Source organism: Gordonia iterans (assembly GCF_002993285.1).
GTDB lineage: Bacteria > Actinomycetota > Actinomycetes > Mycobacteriales > Mycobacteriaceae > Gordonia > Gordonia iterans.
On sequence record NZ_CP027433.1, the window covers coordinates 1,828,476 to 1,847,103 of the forward strand.

At 68.6% G+C, this 18,628-nt stretch carries 15 protein-coding genes and 1 tRNA gene; 7 read left to right on the forward strand and 9 right to left on the reverse strand.

What is annotated here, in order from left to right:
* Positions 1 to 9 precede the first annotated feature (9 nt).
* Entirely contained in the window at positions 10 to 372 is a 363-nt protein-coding gene (locus C6V83_RS08350) for an NADH-quinone oxidoreductase subunit A (protein ID WP_105942008.1), read from the reverse strand.
* 202 nt (positions 373 to 574) lie between these two features.
* The gene (locus C6V83_RS08355; RefSeq protein ID WP_105942009.1) at positions 575 to 1,000 is read right to left on the reverse strand and encodes a response regulator transcription factor; all 426 of its coding nucleotides are present in this window, start codon (positions 998 to 1,000) and stop codon (positions 575 to 577) included.
* Between the two features lie 150 nt (positions 1,001 to 1,150).
* Between C6V83_RS08355 and C6V83_RS08360 the strand changes: the two genes are divergently transcribed.
* Complete coding sequence (locus C6V83_RS08360) at positions 1,151 to 1,654, forward strand: GNAT family N-acetyltransferase (RefSeq protein WP_105942010.1); 504 nt, start codon at positions 1,151 to 1,153, stop codon at positions 1,652 to 1,654.
* Between the two features lie 173 nt (positions 1,655 to 1,827).
* Here C6V83_RS08360 and C6V83_RS08365 read toward each other — a convergent pair whose 3' ends face one another.
* Both C6V83_RS08365 and C6V83_RS08370 read right to left on the reverse strand, forming a co-directional pair.
* Positions 1,828 to 2,595: a DUF6319 family protein gene (locus tag C6V83_RS08365; protein WP_105942011.1), complete on the reverse strand. Its 768-nt coding sequence runs from the start codon at positions 2,593 to 2,595 to the stop codon at positions 1,828 to 1,830.
* A gap of 104 nt (positions 2,596 to 2,699) precedes the next feature.
* Positions 2,700 to 4,787, reverse strand: a complete 2,088-nt coding sequence (locus C6V83_RS08370; RefSeq protein WP_105942012.1) for a sigma factor-like helix-turn-helix DNA-binding protein — start codon at positions 4,785 to 4,787, stop codon at positions 2,700 to 2,702.
* 103 nt (positions 4,788 to 4,890) lie between these two features.
* On the opposite strand from C6V83_RS08370, the gene C6V83_RS08375 reads away from it, so the two are divergent.
* From C6V83_RS08375 to C6V83_RS08385, 3 genes are all read left to right on the forward strand, one after another.
* The gene (locus C6V83_RS08375; protein ID WP_105942013.1) at positions 4,891 to 5,217 is read left to right on the forward strand and encodes a 4a-hydroxytetrahydrobiopterin dehydratase; all 327 of its coding nucleotides are present in this window, start codon (positions 4,891 to 4,893) and stop codon (positions 5,215 to 5,217) included.
* Between the two features lie 103 nt (positions 5,218 to 5,320).
* On the forward strand, positions 5,321 to 5,803 hold the full coding sequence (locus tag C6V83_RS08380; RefSeq protein ID WP_105942014.1) for a hypothetical protein: 483 nt from the start codon (positions 5,321 to 5,323) through the stop codon (positions 5,801 to 5,803).
* A 96-nt stretch (positions 5,804 to 5,899) separates the two neighbouring features.
* The gene (locus C6V83_RS08385) at positions 5,900 to 6,091 is read left to right on the forward strand and encodes a hypothetical protein (protein WP_159067477.1); all 192 of its coding nucleotides are present in this window, start codon (positions 5,900 to 5,902) and stop codon (positions 6,089 to 6,091) included.
* Between the two features lie 251 nt (positions 6,092 to 6,342).
* Here the strand turns inward: C6V83_RS08385 and C6V83_RS08390 are convergent.
* The 3 genes from C6V83_RS08390 to cmrA all read right to left on the reverse strand — a co-directional run bounded on the left by C6V83_RS08390 (position 6,343) and on the right by cmrA (position 8,071).
* A tRNA-His gene (locus tag C6V83_RS08390) sits at positions 6,343 to 6,415 on the reverse strand.
* Positions 6,416 to 6,516: 101 nt separating this feature from the next.
* On the reverse strand, positions 6,517 to 7,113 hold the full coding sequence (orn, locus tag C6V83_RS08395) for an oligoribonuclease (RefSeq protein ID WP_105942016.1): 597 nt from the start codon (positions 7,111 to 7,113) through the stop codon (positions 6,517 to 6,519).
* A 148-nt stretch (positions 7,114 to 7,261) separates the two neighbouring features.
* The gene (cmrA, locus tag C6V83_RS08400; RefSeq protein ID WP_105943819.1) at positions 7,262 to 8,071 is read right to left on the reverse strand and encodes a mycolate reductase; all 810 of its coding nucleotides are present in this window, start codon (positions 8,069 to 8,071) and stop codon (positions 7,262 to 7,264) included.
* 136 nt (positions 8,072 to 8,207) lie between these two features.
* Here cmrA and C6V83_RS08405 point away from each other — a divergent pair, with 136 nt between their 5' ends.
* Entirely contained in the window at positions 8,208 to 10,814 is a 2,607-nt protein-coding gene (locus C6V83_RS08405; protein WP_105942017.1) for a helix-turn-helix transcriptional regulator, read from the forward strand.
* Between the two features lie 196 nt (positions 10,815 to 11,010).
* Positions 11,011 to 13,575 (forward strand): LuxR C-terminal-related transcriptional regulator, encoded by a 2,565-nt coding sequence (locus C6V83_RS08410; RefSeq protein WP_105942018.1) that lies wholly within the window; start codon positions 11,011 to 11,013, stop codon positions 13,573 to 13,575.
* A gap of 12 nt (positions 13,576 to 13,587) precedes the next feature.
* On the opposite strand, the gene C6V83_RS08415 is transcribed toward C6V83_RS08410, so the two are convergent.
* Complete coding sequence (locus C6V83_RS08415) at positions 13,588 to 15,519, reverse strand: hypothetical protein (protein WP_159067478.1); 1,932 nt, start codon at positions 15,517 to 15,519, stop codon at positions 13,588 to 13,590.
* A 285-nt stretch (positions 15,520 to 15,804) separates the two neighbouring features.
* Between C6V83_RS08415 and C6V83_RS08420 the strand changes: the two genes are divergently transcribed.
* Positions 15,805 to 16,260 (forward strand): hypothetical protein, encoded by a 456-nt coding sequence (locus C6V83_RS08420; RefSeq protein WP_105942020.1) that lies wholly within the window; start codon positions 15,805 to 15,807, stop codon positions 16,258 to 16,260.
* 262 nt (positions 16,261 to 16,522) lie between these two features.
* Here the strand turns inward: C6V83_RS08420 and C6V83_RS08425 are convergent, their stop codons facing one another.
* Complete coding sequence (locus C6V83_RS08425; protein ID WP_105942021.1) at positions 16,523 to 18,586, reverse strand: NADPH-dependent 2,4-dienoyl-CoA reductase; 2,064 nt, start codon at positions 18,584 to 18,586, stop codon at positions 16,523 to 16,525.
* Positions 18,587 to 18,628: the final 42 nt, after the last annotated feature.

Sequence of the window (18,628 nt, forward strand, 5' to 3'; positions counted from 1 at the left end):
ACTGCAGGTCTAGTCCCAGCTCAGCCCCCCTCGTCGCCACTCGTAGGCGTAGGCGACCGACACGTTGACGAGGAACAGGCCGACGGCGATCAGGCCGAACCAGCCGAGGCTGTCCGAGGCGACCGCCCACGGGTAGAGGAACACGATCTCGATGTCGAAGATGATGAAGAGCATCGCGGTCAGGTAGTACTTCACCGGGAACCGCTGGACCAGACCGGCCGTCGGAGGCAGGGGCTCGATTCCGCATTCGTAGGCTTCGAGCTTGGCCCGATTGAGGCGGCGCGGTCCGACCACGGACGCGATCACCACCGAGACCGCGGCGAAGATCACGGCGATCGCGCCCAGGACCAGGATCGGTACGTACGCGTTCATACCGACTCAGTCCTCCTTGTGGGGCAACCGATTTCACTTGCGTGGTCGGGTCGATGGTGTGACCCACAACACACACTAATCGCGGTGGCCGGAAATTGCTCGTCGATTCACGGGGATGTCGTCGCGCGGGCTGCTGACCTGGGCGGCGACCTGCGCAGGATCGGGGCCGGTCACCGCTTCGCGGGTCGGGTCTGCGACGGTGTCAGTCGCGGGCGCCGCGCAGGAGACGGGCGACGGTGCGGGGGAGTTCGATCGGATCCACCGGGAGGGTCGCGCTGGCATCGGCACGCGACCAGTCCGCCAGCCACCGGTCGGCGTGACGGGCGACGAGCACCAGCAGCGGTGGACACGGCTCGTACTCGTCGCGGAGTTGCTTGGCCAGCCCGAGACCGCCGGCCGGACTGGCTTCGCCGTCGAGGATCGCCAGGGCCAGGCCGCCGCGATCGAATTCGCGCAGCAGCATCGGCGCGGTGGCGACGTCGACGTACTCCAACTCCGGGAGGTCCGGGTGTGGGCGCGGACCGAGTGCCTGCCGTACCTGACGGCGAGTGGTGGCGGCGTCGGAGTACACCAGCACCCGGACCACGACTCCGTCGTCCGGGGGCCGTGGACCCTGGGGGCTGCTCATGGGTCCCGACCTTAGTGGGTGCCATCGGCGGGCGGGGGACGTTGGGGCGGGACGGTTCGGGCTCCGGGCCTGCGAAGCGGTGTGCGTCGTGCACCGCCTACGCTGGAAGCGGATCCGGCGGAAGGCGCCGGACAGTCGGGAGACGAGTCGATGACGGCGGAACTGCGGACGTTGGAGCGGGCGGACATCCCCTTCGTGCACGGGTTGTTCAACGACCCGGAGGTGATGCGTTACTGGTTCGTCGAACCGACCCATTCGCTGGCCGCGATGGAGGACCAGTACACCCGGCGCATGCACGACGAGAGCGAGCGCCGCTTCGTGATCGACGACGGCGGGCGGCGCTGCGGCATCGTCGAGCTGGTGAGCATCGATCTGCGGCATCGGAACTGCGAGTTCCAGATCATCGTCGACCCGGAGTGTCAGGGCCGGGGATACGCGGGCGCGGCGACCCGCGCCGCACTGCGGTATGCGTTCGCGGTGCTGAACCTCCACAAGGTGTATTTGCTGGTCGACAATGAGAACAAGGCGGCGATCCACGTCTACGAGAAGGCGGGCTTCGTCACCGAAGGGGTGCTCCGGCAGGAGTACTTCGCCGACGGGGCCTATCAGGACGTGACCCGGATGGCGATCTTCCAGCGCGACTTCCTCGGCTAGGGTTCGCGCCGCCCTGCGCCGACTACACCGACTGCACCGAGGTGGCCGGTTCGCCCGGGTGTGATCATGGTGCGGCCCGAGACAGGGGTGCCCGGCACCTCCGGCTCGGTCTGGCACCCCCAGTCGACGGTGCCAGACCGAGATCGGGGTGCCCGGCACCCTTGCTTCGGCCCTTATCTGTCGTCGAGGGCGGCGAGGGCCTGGCGAGCGGCTTCCAGTTCGCGGCTGAGCTCCTCGACGCGGCGCTGGGCCTCCTCGCGTGCGGCGTGCAGCAGCGTCGTGACCGCCTCGGCGGCGGCGGGGTCGCCGAGTTCGCGGACCGCGGCGTCGACGGACTCGGGCGTCACCTTTCGTGAGCGCTGGGGCTTGCGGGCCCCGCGCGTCACGGCCACCGACCACTCGTTCTCCGCGGAGCCGTAAAGGGTCACGGTGACCGACTTGGGCGCTCCTCGCGCCGCCGAACGACGAGCCGCGGGGCCGGGCGTCGCCTTCCGGGAGGATGACCCGGTACTCGACGGGGCGGCCGGTGCGGTCGGCGTGCTCGGGGCCGCGGGCGCGACGGTCGGCTTCGCCGCTGCGGCCGGTGCCGGCTGAGTCGCGGCACGTCGCGCCGGTGCGGACGGGCGCTCACCGGAGCCGGCGGCCGGCTTCGCCGAGCGCTTGGCGGTTCTCGGGGCGGGCGCCTCGGGGACGTTCTTGGTCATGCGCAGCTCGTCGGCCTCGTAGGGGAGTTCGTCGTCGACGCCGCGCGGACGCACGACGAGGGTGGTGCCGTCGACGGAGACGACCCGCGCGGAACTGCCTGGCGCGAGACCGAGACTGGGGGTGCCCTCGCGAAGGTAGACCGTCGCGCGCTTGCCCTCGGCGACGGCGGCGGCCAGTCTCGCCAGGTCATCCGTGGTCAGGGAGTCGGCGGTGGCCGAGCGGCGGCGCGGTGGCATGAGCGGGCCTTCCGGTCGTGAACTGCGGGTGTTGTTTCGCTCCGTGGTGTCCACTGTGTCATACCGGTCCGGCGGAATCGAACAGGCGTGCGGATCGGGTCTGCTCAGCCGCCGAGGCCGGCGACGACGTCGTCCTCGCCGCGTGCCTGGTACGCGGCCCGGATCGCGGTCACGGTGCTGTCGGCGGGCAGACCGACCGCCGCGGCGAGGGCGGCCAGCACCGTGTCGGGTTCGTCTGTCTTCTGGGCGCCGATGAGGGCGAGCAGCCCGGCCGCGCCCGATCCGGCGCGGGAGACCGCCTCGACGTCGAACCCGCCGCAGTCGGTGAACACGAAGAAGGCCTCGTCGCCGTCGGCGATGCCCAGCGCCGCGAAGAACCGGCGGGTGCTGCCGAGCGTCGGCTGGAGCGCGGTCCACGACAGGTGCTGTTCGCCGTCGGGGGAGACCAGGCCGCGAGTCTCGCCCGGCTCCAGGCCGAGGGCGGTCGCCAGGGCCACCGGGAGCGGCGTGCCGCTCCCGCGCAGGTGTTCCCGGTTCACCGAGATGCGCAGCTTCCAGGCGCGGCCGACACGATAGAGGTTGCGAGTCTGCGCCGGTGACTTCCGGGCCTGCGGTGCCTGCTCGGCCCGTCGGACCACGCCGTCGTGCGTGACGAAGGGCGGCGCTGCGGCGTAGGCGGCCACGCTGCTGGACTTGACGTCGTAGGCGGCAGTCAGCTCCGCGACCAGGTCGGTGAGCGCGACCTCGCCGCCGCGGGCGTCGAGCAGTTCTCCGATCGCGACGCGGATGGAGCGGTAGCCGGGTCCGCCCCATGCGCTCAGGCCCCAGCCGGTGCGGGTGGTGCGCTGAAAGCGGTCGTCCCCGGTCATCTGATTGATCACCGATCGCGCCGAGCGTTCGACGTGGAAGGCGTCCACGATTTCGTCGGCCGTCATCGGCTCGCCGCGGACCGAGAGGATCGCGGCGGCGTAGTCCTCGACCGTGGCGGTGCGGAGCAGGATCCGGTCGGCGAACACCACGTGCCCGAGTTCGCGGGCCCAGCGGGTCTGCCACTGGGCGCCGCCCGGCGTCCGGGCGCCGGCCTCGGCGAGGTCGGCGGGATCGACCACACCGTGATCGTCGGCCCGCTCGGTCAGCAGATGCTCGGTGCTCTGCCGGGCGGCGTCGATCGACGGTGCGGCGGCCCAGTCGCCGGAGACCTCGAACGGCACGCCGATCCCGGCCAGCACCCGCCAGAGCGGCAGGTCCGCGGCCGCGACGCGCTCCCCGGCGGCGGGTACCGCCTCGAGGACGTCGGCCAGCGGCCGGACGGTGCCGATGACCCGGGTGAGCGCGTCCACCAGCAACCGGGCGTCGGCGGTGTCGCGCAGCCACAGCTGGAGCTCGTCGAGCGCGCGGGCCTCGTACTGGCGCACCCGCTCGCGCGAGACGCCGAAGCGTTCGCCGAGTGCTTCCAGGCGCGTGCGGTCGTCCCGGAGGCGTCGTGCGAGGAAGACCTCGAAGTCGCGCTCGCCGAGGTCGTCCAGGCGGGCGGAGAGCTGCTCAGCGACGCTCGCGCGCGCCGGTCCGCCGAGCGCTGGGTCCCGGGCCGTCAGCGCGTCAAGACGGGCGCGGGCCGCGTGGAGCTCTGCGGGCGCGAAATCCGGCAGCGGCGCGAGGAGCGGTGTCGAGGACTGCCCGAGTGCGGTGCGCCAGCGGGCGATCACGGACAGGTCGGCCAGGAGCGCGTCGCCGGAACGGACGGCCGCGTCGGCGCCGTGACCGGGCCGGCGCGTCGAGAGTTCCACCAGCCGGGCCAGGAGGGGCAGCACTGAGCCGATGCCCATCCCGCGCTGATTCAGCAGGTGAGCGGTGGTGATGTCCTTGATCCGGCCGGTGGTGAACGTCGACGACTGCAGGAGCCAGTTCGCGGCGCGGGAAGGGAGCGTCTCGTCCGGGATCAGATCGATGCCGTCGGGCAGGAGCGGCAGCAGGTCGCCGAGGGGGACCTCGTCGCGGGTCTCGGCGATCAGTACCGCGATCAGGTCGTAGTTGGCCTTCCGGACCTCGGGATCGGTGTCGGCGGGGTCGTCGTCGAGCCAGAAGAATTCCGGGTCGCTGTGTCGGTCTTCCAGCCAGGGTGCGAGGCGGGCCCACGTCACCGGAGGCTCTTCGAAGCCCGGCGACGAGCCCTCGGGCGGAGCCGTGCTCATGGGTGTCAGTCTTGCGTACCGGCGGCCTTCGCGTGCCCGATAGCGTTGGTGCGCGTGTCGCGAGCGGCCTCGGCTCTCGCCGTCGCGGCCTACACTCGACTGCATGGGCGATCAGCATTACACGACGTTGACCGAGGCGCAGGCTGCCGCGCAGGCCCCGGAAGGCTGGTTCGTCGGGGACGGCGAGCTCTCGGCCGGCTACCGCACCGGCTCGATGATCAAGGGTCTCGATTTCGTGAACCGGGTCGTGATCGCTGCGGAGGCCGTCAACCACCACCCGGACGTGGAACTCAGCTACGGCGTCGTGGGGTTCACGCTTTCGACGCATGCCACCGGCGGACTGACCACGGCCGATGTGGGACTCGCCCAGACGATCGCAGAGATCGCCGCAGCGCGCGGACTGACGCCTGAGCCGCGCAACACCGCGTAGCCGCGGCGCGCAGCGACTCGCCGTCGTGGGTAACGTCCGGCACTGGGTTGCCGATTCTCCCATTAGCAGGAAAATCGTCGAACCCGGTGGAGGTTGAGCGACGATGCGGCGAATCGGATACGTCGTAGTCGTGCTGTATGCGGTGCTGGGAGTCTCGCTGGCTGCGGCGGCTCCGGCGCAGGCGGTCCGGCAGGTCAGTCAGGCCGAGACCTGGACTCAGGCGAACGGTCCCGTCTGCGGCGGCTTCTCCACGGTTTCGGCCACGTCGGCTCCGCGGCTGCACAATCCCGACGGGTCGACCGTCGACAACCGCGGGATGGTCCGGTTCTGGGTGCAGGGCTCGTTCCTCGGGATCTCGGGCACTCCCTACCCGTGTGACCTCTCCGTGCGTGTGCACTGGCGCAACCTGCGGACCGGCGCCGCGGGCAGCTTCGGCGGAGTGGTGTCCGGGGTGATCTCGGTGGCGCCGGCGCCGGGTCGCGGCATCGAGCGCTACGTCCGGACCGGCTCCGGCGCGGTCGAGTTCGCTCTGGCGCCCGCCCTGGCACACATCGCGGCGCCGCCCGCCCGGATCGTCGTCTACTGAGCGAAGCCGCTCGGAGAGCCGGACCTCGCGCGAGCCACTAGCCTGGGGGCGGATCCCCGGGCGGATCGCCCGCCTGGCGAGGGCAGAGGAGTGGTCGTGACCGCACCCCGGAAGATGGCCGACTATTGGAACGTGGGCACCTCGATCGCGTTGTTCACCGCGCTCGGGATCGTGCTCGGCCTGCTGCTGGGCGACTTCGCGGTGTGGGTCGCGGTGGGCGCCGGCCTCGGGGTCGTCGTGGGGGCGATGTCGGTGGGCTACCAGCAGCGGCGGCCCCCGGAAGACTGATTCTCGGCGAGACGCGTCATTCGCCAGGAGCCTGCTGCCGGGCGGGACGATCAAGAGCTCGCGCACTTGAATCGCGGGCCTGGCGGGGAGCGCATTGCGAACACCGACTTCGATGGCGACGCTGGTCGAATCGACCTCGTGATCGATCATGCGGACGTTGGGGCGTGGGGGCCGAGGCCCTCGCCGCCGAAGCGGTCGCGGCGATGAACGAGGAAGGACCCCGGCCATCTGGCCGGGGTCCTTCTCTTCGGGGTGACCGACGGGACTCGAACCCGCGACAGCCAGGATCACAACCTGGTGCTCTACCAACTGAACTACGGTCACCATCTCGGCCCGTTCGCTTCGCTTCCACGTTGCGTGCGAGCCAGGCTCATACTCTAGCCGCTATCCGGGGTGAAACTCCAATCGGATTACCCCGGTGTCGTTCACGCAGGTCCGAGCTGTTCGACGATGGCCTCGAGGGCTTCGGCGTCCGGGCCCGGCTCCGGAACGAACGCGGCCTGCCGGTAGTAGCGGAGTTCGCGGATCGACTCGCGGATGTCGGCGAGCGCTCGGTGCGCCAGACCCTTCTCCGGCTGGCCGAAGTAGATCGCCGGGAACCATCGGCGGCACAGTTCCTTGATCGAGCTGACGTCGATCATCCGGTAGTGCAGGAAGCCGTTCAGCTCGGGCATGTCGCGGGCGATGAAGGCGCGGTCGGTGGCGATGGAATTGCCGGCCAGCGGCACGCCGCCGCCCGGAATGTGCTCGCGCAGGTAGGTCAGCACCATCTGCTCTGCTTCGGCGACTGACACCGTCGACGCCCGCACCTCCTCGGTGAGGCCCGAGTCACGGTGCATCTTGACCACGACCGGAGGCATGCACGCCAGGGCGGCGTCGTCGGCGTGGATCACCACGTCCACACCGTCGCCGAGCACGTTCAGGTCACTGTCGGTGACCAGGGCCGCGATCTCGATGAGTTTGTCCGACCCGGTGTCAAGGCCGGTCATCTCGCAGTCGATCCAGACGAGTTTGTCTTCCACGGGTACTGAGCCTAACCGGGCGCGGTCGTCGCGCCGGAGGGGAGTGCTCGCTGACCGTACTGTGGCGTACACCGAGCGCCTCGAACGCGTGAGCCTGGGAGAACGCCCGCGACGAGTGCTCTCACCGCAGTTCTATGCCACAGTACGGTCAGGAATCTTCGCCGAGCTTGGCATAGAAGGTCCCGACGATGGGGGCGACGATCGCGCGCGGCGTGTATCCGCCGGCCACCGACATCGCCTTCGACAGGGTTCCCGGCACCACACGCATCTTGTTGCGGCCCAAGGCATCCAGGCTCATCTCAGCGACGCGCTGGCTGGAGTGCCACAGGAAGTCGGGCACCATCTTGTCGACGATGGAGGCTTCCTCCTCGGTCGGCGTGTGAGTGCGGACCGGCCCGGGCGCCAGCAGCGTCACGTGCACGCCGGTGCCGCCGAGCTCACCGCGCAGCGACTCGCTGAAGGTGTTCACGAAGGCCTTGGTCGCGGCGTAGGTCGCATTGTTCGGGATGGGCATGTTCCCGGCGGCCGAGCCGACCATGAGGATTCCGCCGGCGCCGCGCTCCACCATCTGGGGCAGCACGGCCAGGGTCAGGTCGTGAACGGCGTTGACGTTCAGCAACACCTGGGCGCGTTCGTAGTCGGGATCAAGCTCGGTGAGCGGGCCGAACGTCGCGATGCCGGCGTTGTTGCACAGGATCGAGATCTCCCGACCGGCGAGTTCGTCGCACAGAGTCTTCGTGGCGACGGGGTCGGAGAGGTCGGTGGCACGGACCTCCGCGGTGACTCCGCAGCGCCGTTCCAGCTCGTCGGCGAGTTCGGTGAGGATCTCGCCGCGCCGGGCGACCAGGATCAGGGAGTGGCCGCGGTCGGCGAGGACGCAGGCCAGCGCCATGCCGATGCCGGACGAGGCACCGGTCACGACGGCGCGGGCGGAGGGGTTCGGTGCGGGAAGGGCCATGCCGGTCATCCTAGGGGGCGGACCGGTGGCACCTCCGTCCGAGTGTGCGCGCCGGCCTCACTGCAACGCCGACCGGACATAACCGACAACCTTCGGTACTGGCGCGGCTCCCGGTCATCGGAGTGATAATCGACCGATGACCGGGGTAGATGAGGCGGGTATCCGCTCTGCTCAGGTGCTCAAGCGCGTGGGCATGGAACGAGACCTTCCGGTGCAAGGCTGCGTCCTCACCGGGCGGTCGCGGTCGGGTAAAACGACGGCACTGGCCGCGTTGCGGGACCGGATCGTCGGCCCGGTCATCGAGATCAGCGGGTTGCGAAAGACTGCGGGCCTGGTGTTCGGGCATCTGCTGTCCGAGTTTGTGCCGGAAGAGTCGGGCGACAGTCGATTCGCGATCTGGCTGCGCTGGGCGGTGGCAGACGAGATTCAGGAGCGGGCGGTGACCGCGCTCTTCATCGACGATGCCGATCAGTTGGACGCGGATGCGGCGTCGATCGTCCATTCACTGGTCGTGCACGACGCGGTGCCGGTCTATCTGGCCGTCGCGGTCGACGGCGGCCCGTCGATCCCACCGGTGCTGCGATCGTTGTGGAAAGACGGATACCTGCCGCGAATCGATTTGGCGCCGATCGGCGATACGGAGGTGCGTGACTACCTCGAGCAAGTGGTCGGGGCACCGGTGACGGTTCGGGACATCGATGCGTTCACCCGCTGGTCTCGAGGCGACCCGGGAGTTCTCGTCGACTTGGTGGCTTCGTCGATGGTGACGAGTCAGTGGCAGGTGATCAACGGGGTGGCGATACTGGCGGACCGCCCGGTGCCGCCGCCCGACCTCGTGGAGACGCTGGCGGCATCGGTGGAGATGATGCCGCCGGAGATCCTGTCGGTCGTCGAAGCTTTCGGGGCGGCGATCCCGGTGATCGGCGGTCGAATGCTCGATTGGCTGCCCTTGCCGCCGATGGTGGAACTTGCCGGCATGGACGCCCTCCTGGAGGCAGAGCGTTGCGGTGTCATCATCGCCGACTCGACACGCGTTCGACTCACCGTTCCGTTTCTGGCGGACGTGGTGGCTGCGCGAACCCCGGCATTGCGGCGGGCGCAATTGGCAGGCGAACTCGCCCGTGCGATCGAGAAGGCCTCGGACAGGTCATCGGAAGCCCGAGGTGCCGAGGCCCTCACACTGACCGGCCTGTTGACGCGGTCGTCGCTCGGCCGGCCTTCAGCGGCGGAACGACGCGCCGCAGTGCGTGGCGCTCTGCGTCTCGGTGACGCTGCGGCCGCCCGAACCCTCGCCGCTCTGAGCACCGCGCCGGACTCGGCGCGCGATCCCGAGCTCGCCGCGCTTGCGACGTGGGCGCTCGTCCACCTGAACGACAACGAGGCCATCTACGGGATGCTCGGCGAATGGGGCGAGGATCCACTGCCCGCCTGGCGAGGACTCGCAGATTTCTTCGTCGAGTTCGCTGAACGAAGGGCTGTGGGTTCGCGGGAGTTTCTTGCTCGGCACGATTCGGCGCACGGAGGATTGCTCGGCAGCGTCGCCGAGTGGATGATCCGGGATCGGCTGAGCGGTGCCTGGTTCGGCGTTCTGGTCGCTGAGGCAGCGGTGTTGACCGGCCGCTGCCGAGAGGCGCGCGCACTGCTAGACACCGCGCGACCGGCGGCCGAAGACGACGGCCTGCTCATCTTCCATCTGGTGCTGGTCGACGAGCGGCTCGAGAAGCTGGTTGCCGGAAGCGCGTCGGCGAGCGGTCTGGCGGAGAAGGAACGGCGGTCCAACGTCTGGCGCAGTGACCAGGTGTGTGCCTCAGCCGACTTCACCTGTGGCGTCGCCCATGCCGGTGCCGGGCGGTTCGGCGAGGCTGTGCGAGAACTGCGTGATTGCGCGCCGTTTCTGGCCCGGACGCGGCTCGCGGACTGGCCGTCTCGCCTGATCAGGCGCGTCGAGGCGATGACCGGCGCTGGGCCGTCGCGCTCGGAGGGGGACGGCGCCGTGGGGAATGGCGTGGAGTCGGCTGAAGCGGAGGCCGCGGAGGCGATTCCGGTCGATCCGTACGATCTGATCACCGCGGCCGAGCGTGGATTGGACCGGGCGTGGGCATTGGCGGCTGCGGGCGAGGCCGGCTCTGCCGTCGACCTTCTTCTCGGCGCCGGCGAGCGGATGGTCGACACTGCGCCCGCGTTGGCCGTCGAGCAGCTGGAGACCGCTGCACGGTTCCTGGTCCCGGGGGCCACGGCCGAGTCGCGCCGGCTGGCTGGGCTCGCCGACACTGTTGAGCAGCAGATGGAGCCGGTGTCTCGGGTCCAGCTCCTCGCCGAGTATGCGAGGGCGATCCTCGAAGTCGACGGTGAAGGTCTCGACGTCGTTGCGGACAAGTTCCGGTGCCGGGGAGAGTTGCCGGTCGCGGCGGACACGTTGGTCCAGGCTGCCGCCGCGCACCGCGTGGACGGCCGTACCGACGCGGCGTTGGCGAGTGCGTCTGCGGCGCACAAGCTGGTCAGCGAGGTGGGTGGTCTCGCAACACCGATGCAGCGAGTGGTCGTCGCGCCGGTCCTGACCCGGCGCGAGCAGGAGATCGTGAGTCTGGCCGCCGAGTCACTCACCAACGCACAGATTGCCGAACGATTGCAGCTCTCGGTACGAACCGTCGAAGGACACTTGCTGCGCGCCTGCGGGAAGTTCGGAGTCCGCGACAGAAGGGCACTCGCCGAGTGCTGGCGTGATCTGGGATCGTCCGTCTGATGCTCTCCCCGTGGACAGGTATCTGATCAACCAGGTGCATCACCGGCTTCGCGTCTACGGCATCCCCAAGTACATGGCCGACACCGGCGTACCGGCTCACCGGTCTCGATAGCGGACGTGCCAGCGGTCGTCGGGTGTCGGCCGCTCAGAAGGTGTGCGCCCGGATCCGCCGGAATCGTCCGGAGACGACCCTGTCGTGGCCGATAATCCGAAGGTGGTCGCGTGGAGATACCGCCGCACCGCCGAGTTCGATGCGGTGACCTCGGCCTGGGAGGCTGGGCGCCCGATCCTGCTCACCGGTGCGCCGGGACTGGGCAAGACCACGCTCGCGCGACAGTTCGCCGGGACTCTGGGCCGGACGCCGTTCTGGATCATCGGAACGCCCGCGATGGCGGATACACCGCTCGGCGCGGTGAGCGCCGCGGTGCACATCGACGCCGGCGACGATGTCGGGGCGATCGTGGAGAAGCTGCGCGCACGGCTCGCCGGGGGAGCGGTCCTCGTCGTCGAGGCGGCCGAACACCTGGATTCCACATCTGCCGCGGTCGTGGGCCGAGTCTTCACGTCGATAGCAGGCGCCGGATTCGTCACGACACAGACCGCCGTCGATCCAGCTCTGCGGACGGTGCTGGATGCGGCGGGTATCGTCGAGGTGACGCTGGCGCCGCTGGATCTTCGCGCGATGACGGAGCTGGTGGAGGAACGACTGTGTGGGCCGCTCGCGGTCGCGGATACCGTGCGGATTCACCGGGTGTGCGGAGGCAATCCGTTCTATCTGATCGAGTACGTCGACGGCGCGCTGCGCGCCGGAGATCTGGTGTCCGGCGCCGACAGGGTCTGGCGGCTGCGTCGGCCGGCGGGGGTGAGTGACGAGTTGCGGCGCGTGGGTGTGGAACGACTCGCGTCGGCGGACCCGGCCGAACTGAGGCTTCTGGATCTCCTGAGTCTGTGCGAGCCGTTGCCACGGGTAGTGGTGGACCGCCTCGGACTCACCGAGGGGATCGGTGCCGCCGAGGGCGAACTGGTACTTCCACTCGACGACTTCGTTGTTCCCGGACAGGCGATGTTCACCGAGATCCGCCGTGCTCAGCTGGGAGAGTTGCAGCGCCGCGGGCTCGTCGTCGACCTTGTCGACGCGCTCGGTGAGGTGGCGACCCCGGTCGCCGGGTTGCACCGGGCCCGACTGTGTCTGGAGTACGGCATCTCCCTCGATGCGGCGCCCTTCACGGAAGCCTCGTCGACGGCGTACTTCCTGGGCGACCTCCCGCTCGCGGCCCGATTGGCGGAGGAGGCCGTCGATCGGGGAGCAGGCTTGCCTGCGCTGCTGCAGCTCTCGCGGGCGAAGTCCGGCATCGGCCAGGCCAGTGAAGCGCTCGCCGTGCTCGACGGAGTCGAACCGGACTCGTTGCGCGAGGCGGACCTGGCCGGCTACGCGATCACCGTCGCGATCAACCACACCGCGGGAGACGGTGATCACGCTGCGGCGGTCGCGGTGCTCGACAAGTTCGAACCGCGGGTGGAGTCCACGGAGCTCCGTTCGGCGTTCGCGGCCCTCCGGGGGCTCGCGCTGATCCATTCGGGTGCACAGTACGGCGCTCTTCGCTGCGCGCGAACGGCGCAGAAGACGGCGGGCACGTCACTGTGGACGTCCGTCGGCCGCCATGTGGAAGCGGAGGTTCTGCGCAGATCAGGGGAGGTGCGCCGACCCCTCGCGTTAGTGCGCCGGTCGGTGGCGCAGCAACCGGGCTCGTCGCTGGCAGAAGTTGGCGCACAGCGCACGCTCGTACAGGCGCTGCTGTCCGACGGAGACCTTGCGGCAGCCCGTCGCGCAGCCGAAGCGCTCTTGGAAACGACATTGCTGCAACACATTCCGAGTGCGGTTGCGTGCAGCACGGCAGCACTCGTCGAAGCGGCAGGCGGTTCCTTCGCGGCGGCGCGCCGGTACTGTGAGAGCGCGCTGGACTCTCTCGGAAACGGTGATCGGACAGGTCTCGGTCGGGGGACGGCTATGCACTTGGCGGTGGTCTGCGCGGTCGCCGGTGACGTCGACGGCGCTCGTCGCGCGGCCTCGTGGTGCGAGCAGGTGAGCCCCGCCGTCGACGGCTGGCCGGGCATCAACCCCCGCCTTGCGCGTGCGGCTGTTCAGGTGGCTCACGGCGAAGTGACGCGTCCGTGTGCAACGCTGCGCTCGGTGGCTGCGGTGTGTGTGACCGCCGACGAGCACTATGACGCACTCACGGTGCTGCACTGGGCTGTCCGGTTCGGTGATCGCAAGGCGATCGCGGAGTTCCTCGCCGTGGCCGGCGCTTGCGAGGGTCGGCTTGTACGCCTGCAGGAGCGGCACGCGCGGGGGCTGCGTGCCCGCGACGCCGACGAACTGGTACGGGTCTCGGAGGCGTTCGCAGACCTCGGGTATCTCCCGTTCGCGTCTGACACTCTGGCGCAAGCGATCACCACAGTGCGAGACGACGAGAACCTCCGGCCCGCGCGGCGTGAGGAGGCCGTGGCTCTGTTGACCAACCGGCTGTCGGAACTGCGCGAGCAGTGCGAGCGCTTCCTCACTCCGGCCGTCCGGGATGCCGAATTGCCGGTGGCGTTGACTCCACGCGAGCTCGAGGTGCTCTGTCTGATGTCTTCAGGGCACTCGCGGGCCGAGTCTGCTGAGCTCCTAGGTGTTGCTCTCGCGTCGGTCTCGTCGGTGCGGAGTCGCCTCCGCGAGAAACTCCTGGCGCGTGTGGCTGATCGTCGTTCGCACGAGTGACGGCGGGGCCCGCTACGCCGGACAGCAATCGCAGCAGTGCGGGCCCGCTTGGCTTGGGTTGACCGGAGTTCTCCCGCGGATACCAGCCCTGCCGTACGCGAGACTGTTACCACTCTGGATCGGTTGCCTGACGTCGCCTACTGGAACTGCCGGCGCCATCCGCGAGTCCCAGTACTGCTGGAGAGCTCCCCCGTGAGCTTCGACGAAGGCGGTCAGAAAGGGATCCTGGCTGAACTGCTTGAGGGGTATCGGATCCTGCAGGAGCCTTCCGCTGAGCAGGCTGATTATCATGTCGACGGCTAGGGCATCCGTCGGTTCAGTCACGGCGAGGCGACACGCCTCGTTGTATCGGACGGTGGTGCTGCGGGTCATACCGCAGGCGAAGGTTGCCCTGACGTGTTCGCTGCTGATCGGGGTAAGCATCGGGGCGATGTTGTTCTGCTCCACGCCGACGTACCGGGCGTCGTTCAATCCGACAAGCCCGGGATAGGCGATCAGCAGAAGGCCGGCGCTGACCTGACTGAGCTCTTCGACCAGGAGCCGGGAATCCGGTCCGAGGTCGGGTCGGGTTCTGGCTCGGAAACACGTGAGATAGAACCCCCGGGTGTTGGTCCGCGCGGCTGTTCGGAGCGCCTCGGATGGGCCTTGCGGCGGCGGGTCTTCGGGTGTTTCCGCGCCGCCATTCGTGTCTTGGCCGAAGGAGAGTTGGACCGCATTGAGGCTCACCGCCGCAGCGCTGCATTGAACGCGGAGCCGCAGGAGTTCGGCCGGCGGCGGCAGCGGAGGTTCAGGAGCTTCCCAAGCCGGCGGCGACGGTTCCGGGGTGCGCGCTCCGGCCGACAATCCGATCTCGCCGGTCATGCGCGATAGCCACGTGAGGTATTCTTCGGTCTGTTCGGCGGCGGTCGCCTGACGATCGACGATGTTGCGGAAGGCGATGCGGCATTGCAGGTTTCCGTGATCGTCGGAAGCGGCGCGCCGCAGAATGCTGATGCGGGAAGACTCGCCCGGCTTCAGCGTCGCGGCGGCATAGGTCCAGCCGATGCTCCGCCACTGAGTCGCACCAGCCAGCCAGGCGTCGTCGTTGCGGTAGTTCTCGGCGAGGCTGACCAGGATTGCGGCCGCGACCATGTGTTCAGGTGGTATCTGGACGCCGCCGATGCTCAGTTCGTGGGCGTGCAGGGTGCAGCAATGAACGGCTCTGCCATTGCGGGTGATCTGGAAGCTGACGGTGGTGTCGTTTTCACCAGAGCCGCGTGTTAAGTACACCTTCCACGGAGCGAAGCCGATGATCGCGGCGAAGGCCTTAAGCACCTTGCCGGCAAGGCTGGTGCCGAGCTCGAAGATCGCGGCGCCTTCCAAGACATGGGCGTCGAATCCATTCGGAACCTCTATGCCCGAGGCCGACGAAGGACTGATCCCCTCCAGTGCGGCAGCGACCTTCATTGGGGTGGTCGGTCGGTCGAAGTCCTTCGCGTCGGAGACTTCGGTGATCAGGACTCGCTTTCGCGTGCTGATTGTGCGGGCGAAGCAAGTGACGGCTCCGACTCCGAGGGCGAGAAGGAGCACCAGGACCCCGGCGTCGTGAGGCCGCCAGCTCCCGTAGAGCAAGGGAAACAAGACCAAGGCGATTCCGAAAACCGCCCCGCCCCGAGCGATGAGTGCCCGCCGCTCCCTACTGCCCGGCTTCCGGTCCACACCGGGTACTGCGGCGACCAGTCGAGCGAGTACTAGCGCCGCCGCGAGGATCAGCACTCCCTGCCACAGCAGCGCTCCGAGATGCGTGAGGATGTTCTGGATGAAGTTCGTCCAGTGGTCGTGCATGGCCTCGGGGGAGGTGGCGGCGTCGTCAGCACGAGCCGGGCCTGTGCCCGCGCACACGACCAGAGATGTCCCGGCCATTGCCGCTACCCCGCGGGCACGCAGCTTTGCTGTCCTGCGCATGGCGATCCTGTTCCGTGTGGGCGTTGAGGCATCCGTTCGTCCAGCGTGCACAAGGGGCTGTCCGTCGCGATAGTTGATGAACTACCTGGATCTCATCGTCGGACTACGCAGATGGCCTCGATGTATTGCATGGTGCGGGAGGTGGAGTCGGCGTCATGCGTAGTTGCAATGGAGTGATCGGGTAGTCGAGTCGCTATCGCTGGCGAAGTGCCTAAAGGAAATCTGAGAAACGGAGGTTCGAACTCGAGAGGAAATTTCAACAGTCGAATTGGGAGGAGTGGGATCATGAACAGAGTGATTCGGGTGCTGGTGGCGGTCGCAGCGGTGTGCGGCCTCGCCGTGGGTGGCGTCGTGGCGACGGACGGAGAGGCAAAGGCTGCGCCGCGGTACACGCAGTACTTTCCCACGGTGTCGAGCGGCGTCGTGAGATCCGGCGACGCGGGAAACCTCAAGCCCCGTCGCTGGGAAGGGTTCTTGCTGAATCGTGCCCAGACGAGGGACTTCTGGAACATGGGTGGGGCCTCGTATCTGGTCAACCGGAACGGGGTCGACGCAGTGCGCTACGCAGTAACCCCCGGAAGGGGCGCCGGGTGCATCGTCGTGTTCTCGACCGCACCGAACTTTCTGGAGCACTACGACTACGTGGAGGTGACCTATATCCGGACGGAGCGCTTTGCACGGGCGACGCCGGATACACCGCGTGCGCTGTACTGGAGCACGAAGAACTTCCGGTGCGTGTGACGAGCGATTGCCGCAGCGGCGCCGAGGGGTGCCGCTGCGGCTCCGTGTGATCTCGACTCCGCTTGATCAGCGGGGCCGCTCGATCGGCGTGGGTGATCTCGACTCCGCTCGATCAGCGGGATCGCTCAATCAGCGGGGGTCGCTCGATCAGCGGGGTCGCTGTATCGGTGGGGGTCGCTCGATCAGCGGGGTCGCTCTATCGGTGGGGGTCGCTCGATCAGCGGGGTCGCTGTATCGGTGGGGGTCGATCGATCAGCGCGGGTCAGGGGAGTCCGGCGGCCACCTCTGTGCCCTGGCGGATGGCGCGCTTGGCGTCGAGCTCCGACGCCAGATCCGCGCCGCCGATCACGTGCGTGGTGACGCCGGCCTCGGTCAGCGGGTCGACGAGGTCGCGGACCGATTCCTGTCCGGCGCACACCACGACGTTGTCGACCTCCAGGACGCGCTTGCCGGTCTCGTTGCCCTCCTTATCGTGGAGGGTGATGTGCAGGCCGTCGTCGTCGATCAGGTCGTAGGTGGCGCCGGAGATCTGCTCGACGCCCTTCATCTTGACCGCCGCGCGGTGGACCCAGCCGGTGGTCTTGCCGAGGGTCTTGCCCTGGCGGCCGGGTTTGCGCTGCACCATGTACACCTGACGGGCGGCCGGCAGCGGGCGCGGCTTGGTGACGAACCCGGGGGTGTCGAGATCTTCGGTCACGCCCCACTCCTGCTCCCACTCCTTGAGGTTCAGGGTCGGGGACTCGTCGGTGGTCAGGAACTCGGTGACGTCGAATCCGATGCCGCCCGCGCCGATCACCGCGACGCGCTTGCCGATCTCCCGTCGGCCGAGCACGGCGTCGGCGTACGACATCACCATCGGATGGTCGATGCCGGCGATGTCCGGGACGCGGGGAACCACACCGGTCGCGATGATCACCTGGTCGAAGCCCTCGCCGATGATCTGCTCGGCGTCGACCCGGGCGCCCAGATGCAGCGTGACGTTGTTGATCTCCAGTTGCCGGTTGTAATAGCGGATCGTCTCGTTGAACTCTTCCTTGCCGGGGATCCGGGCGGCGATGGAGAACTGTCCGCCGATCGAGTCACCGGCCTCGAAGAGGTCCACACGATGACCGCGCTGGGCCGCCGACACCGCGGCGGACAGTCCGGCCGGGCCGGCACCGATCACCGCGACGCGCTTGGCGTGCCGGGTCTGGCCCAGGGTGAGCACGGTCTCGCGACCCGCGCGCGGATTGAGCAGACACGAGACCTTCTTGCCGACGAAGGCGTGGTCCAGGCACGCCTGATTGCAGCCGATACAGGTGTTGATCTCGTCGGACCGGCCCTGCTCGGCCTTGGTGACGAAGTCCGGATCGGCCAGCAGCGGTCGTGCCATCGAGACCGCGTCGACCCGCCCGCGCTCCAGGATCTCCTCGGCGAACTCGGGAGTGTTGATCCGGTTCGATGCGATCAGCGGGATGTCGACGACGTCGCGCAGCCGCTCGGTGAACTTCACGAAGGCGCCGCGGGGGACCGAGGTGACGATGGTCGGCACCTGCGCCTCGTGCCAGCCGATGTCGGTGTTGATGGCGTCGACGCCTTCGGCCTCTACCTTGCCGGCGAGCAGCGCGATCTCGTCGAACGTCTGCCCGTTCTTGACGAAGTCGGCGACCGACTGCCGCAGGATCACCGGGAAGTCGCGGGGAACCTTCTTCCGGACGGCCTTGACGATCTCGATGAGGAATCGCTGCCGGTTCTCGGTGCTCCCGCCCCACTTGTCGGTGCGGTCGTTGGTGTGCGGGCAGAGGAACTGGTTGATCAGGTAACCCTCTCCGCCCATCAGCTCGATCGCGTCGTACCCGGCGCGCCGGGCCAGCCGGGCCGACTCGCCGAACGACCGGATGACGTGCCAGATCATCTGCTCGGTCATCGTGATGTGCTTGAACGGATGGATGGGCGACGGCTCGCTGCCCGCGGCGACCTTGAACGGCGTGTACCCGTACCGGCCGGCGTGGATCAGCTGGATCGCGATCTTCCCGCCCTCGGCGTGGACCGCCTTGGTGAACTCGCGATGGCGCAGCACGTCGGCATGGTTGGTCAGCTTGCCCGCGAACGGGGCCAGCAACCCGGTGCGCGACGGCGAGAACCCGCCGGTGATGATCAGTCCGACGCCGCCGCGCGCGCGCTCGGCGTAGTAGGCGGCGAGCTTCGGAGTGTCCCAGAAGCGGTCCTCCAGACCGGTGTGCATCGACCCCATCACGACGCGGTTCGGCAGCGTCATACCGCCGATCTGCAGCGGCTCGAAGAGCTTGGGGTAGTGGGGGTTCGGGGCGGTCGTGGGGGCTGCCATGACGGTGCCTTTCTCGTGTGGCGACCGGGGGTCTCGATACGT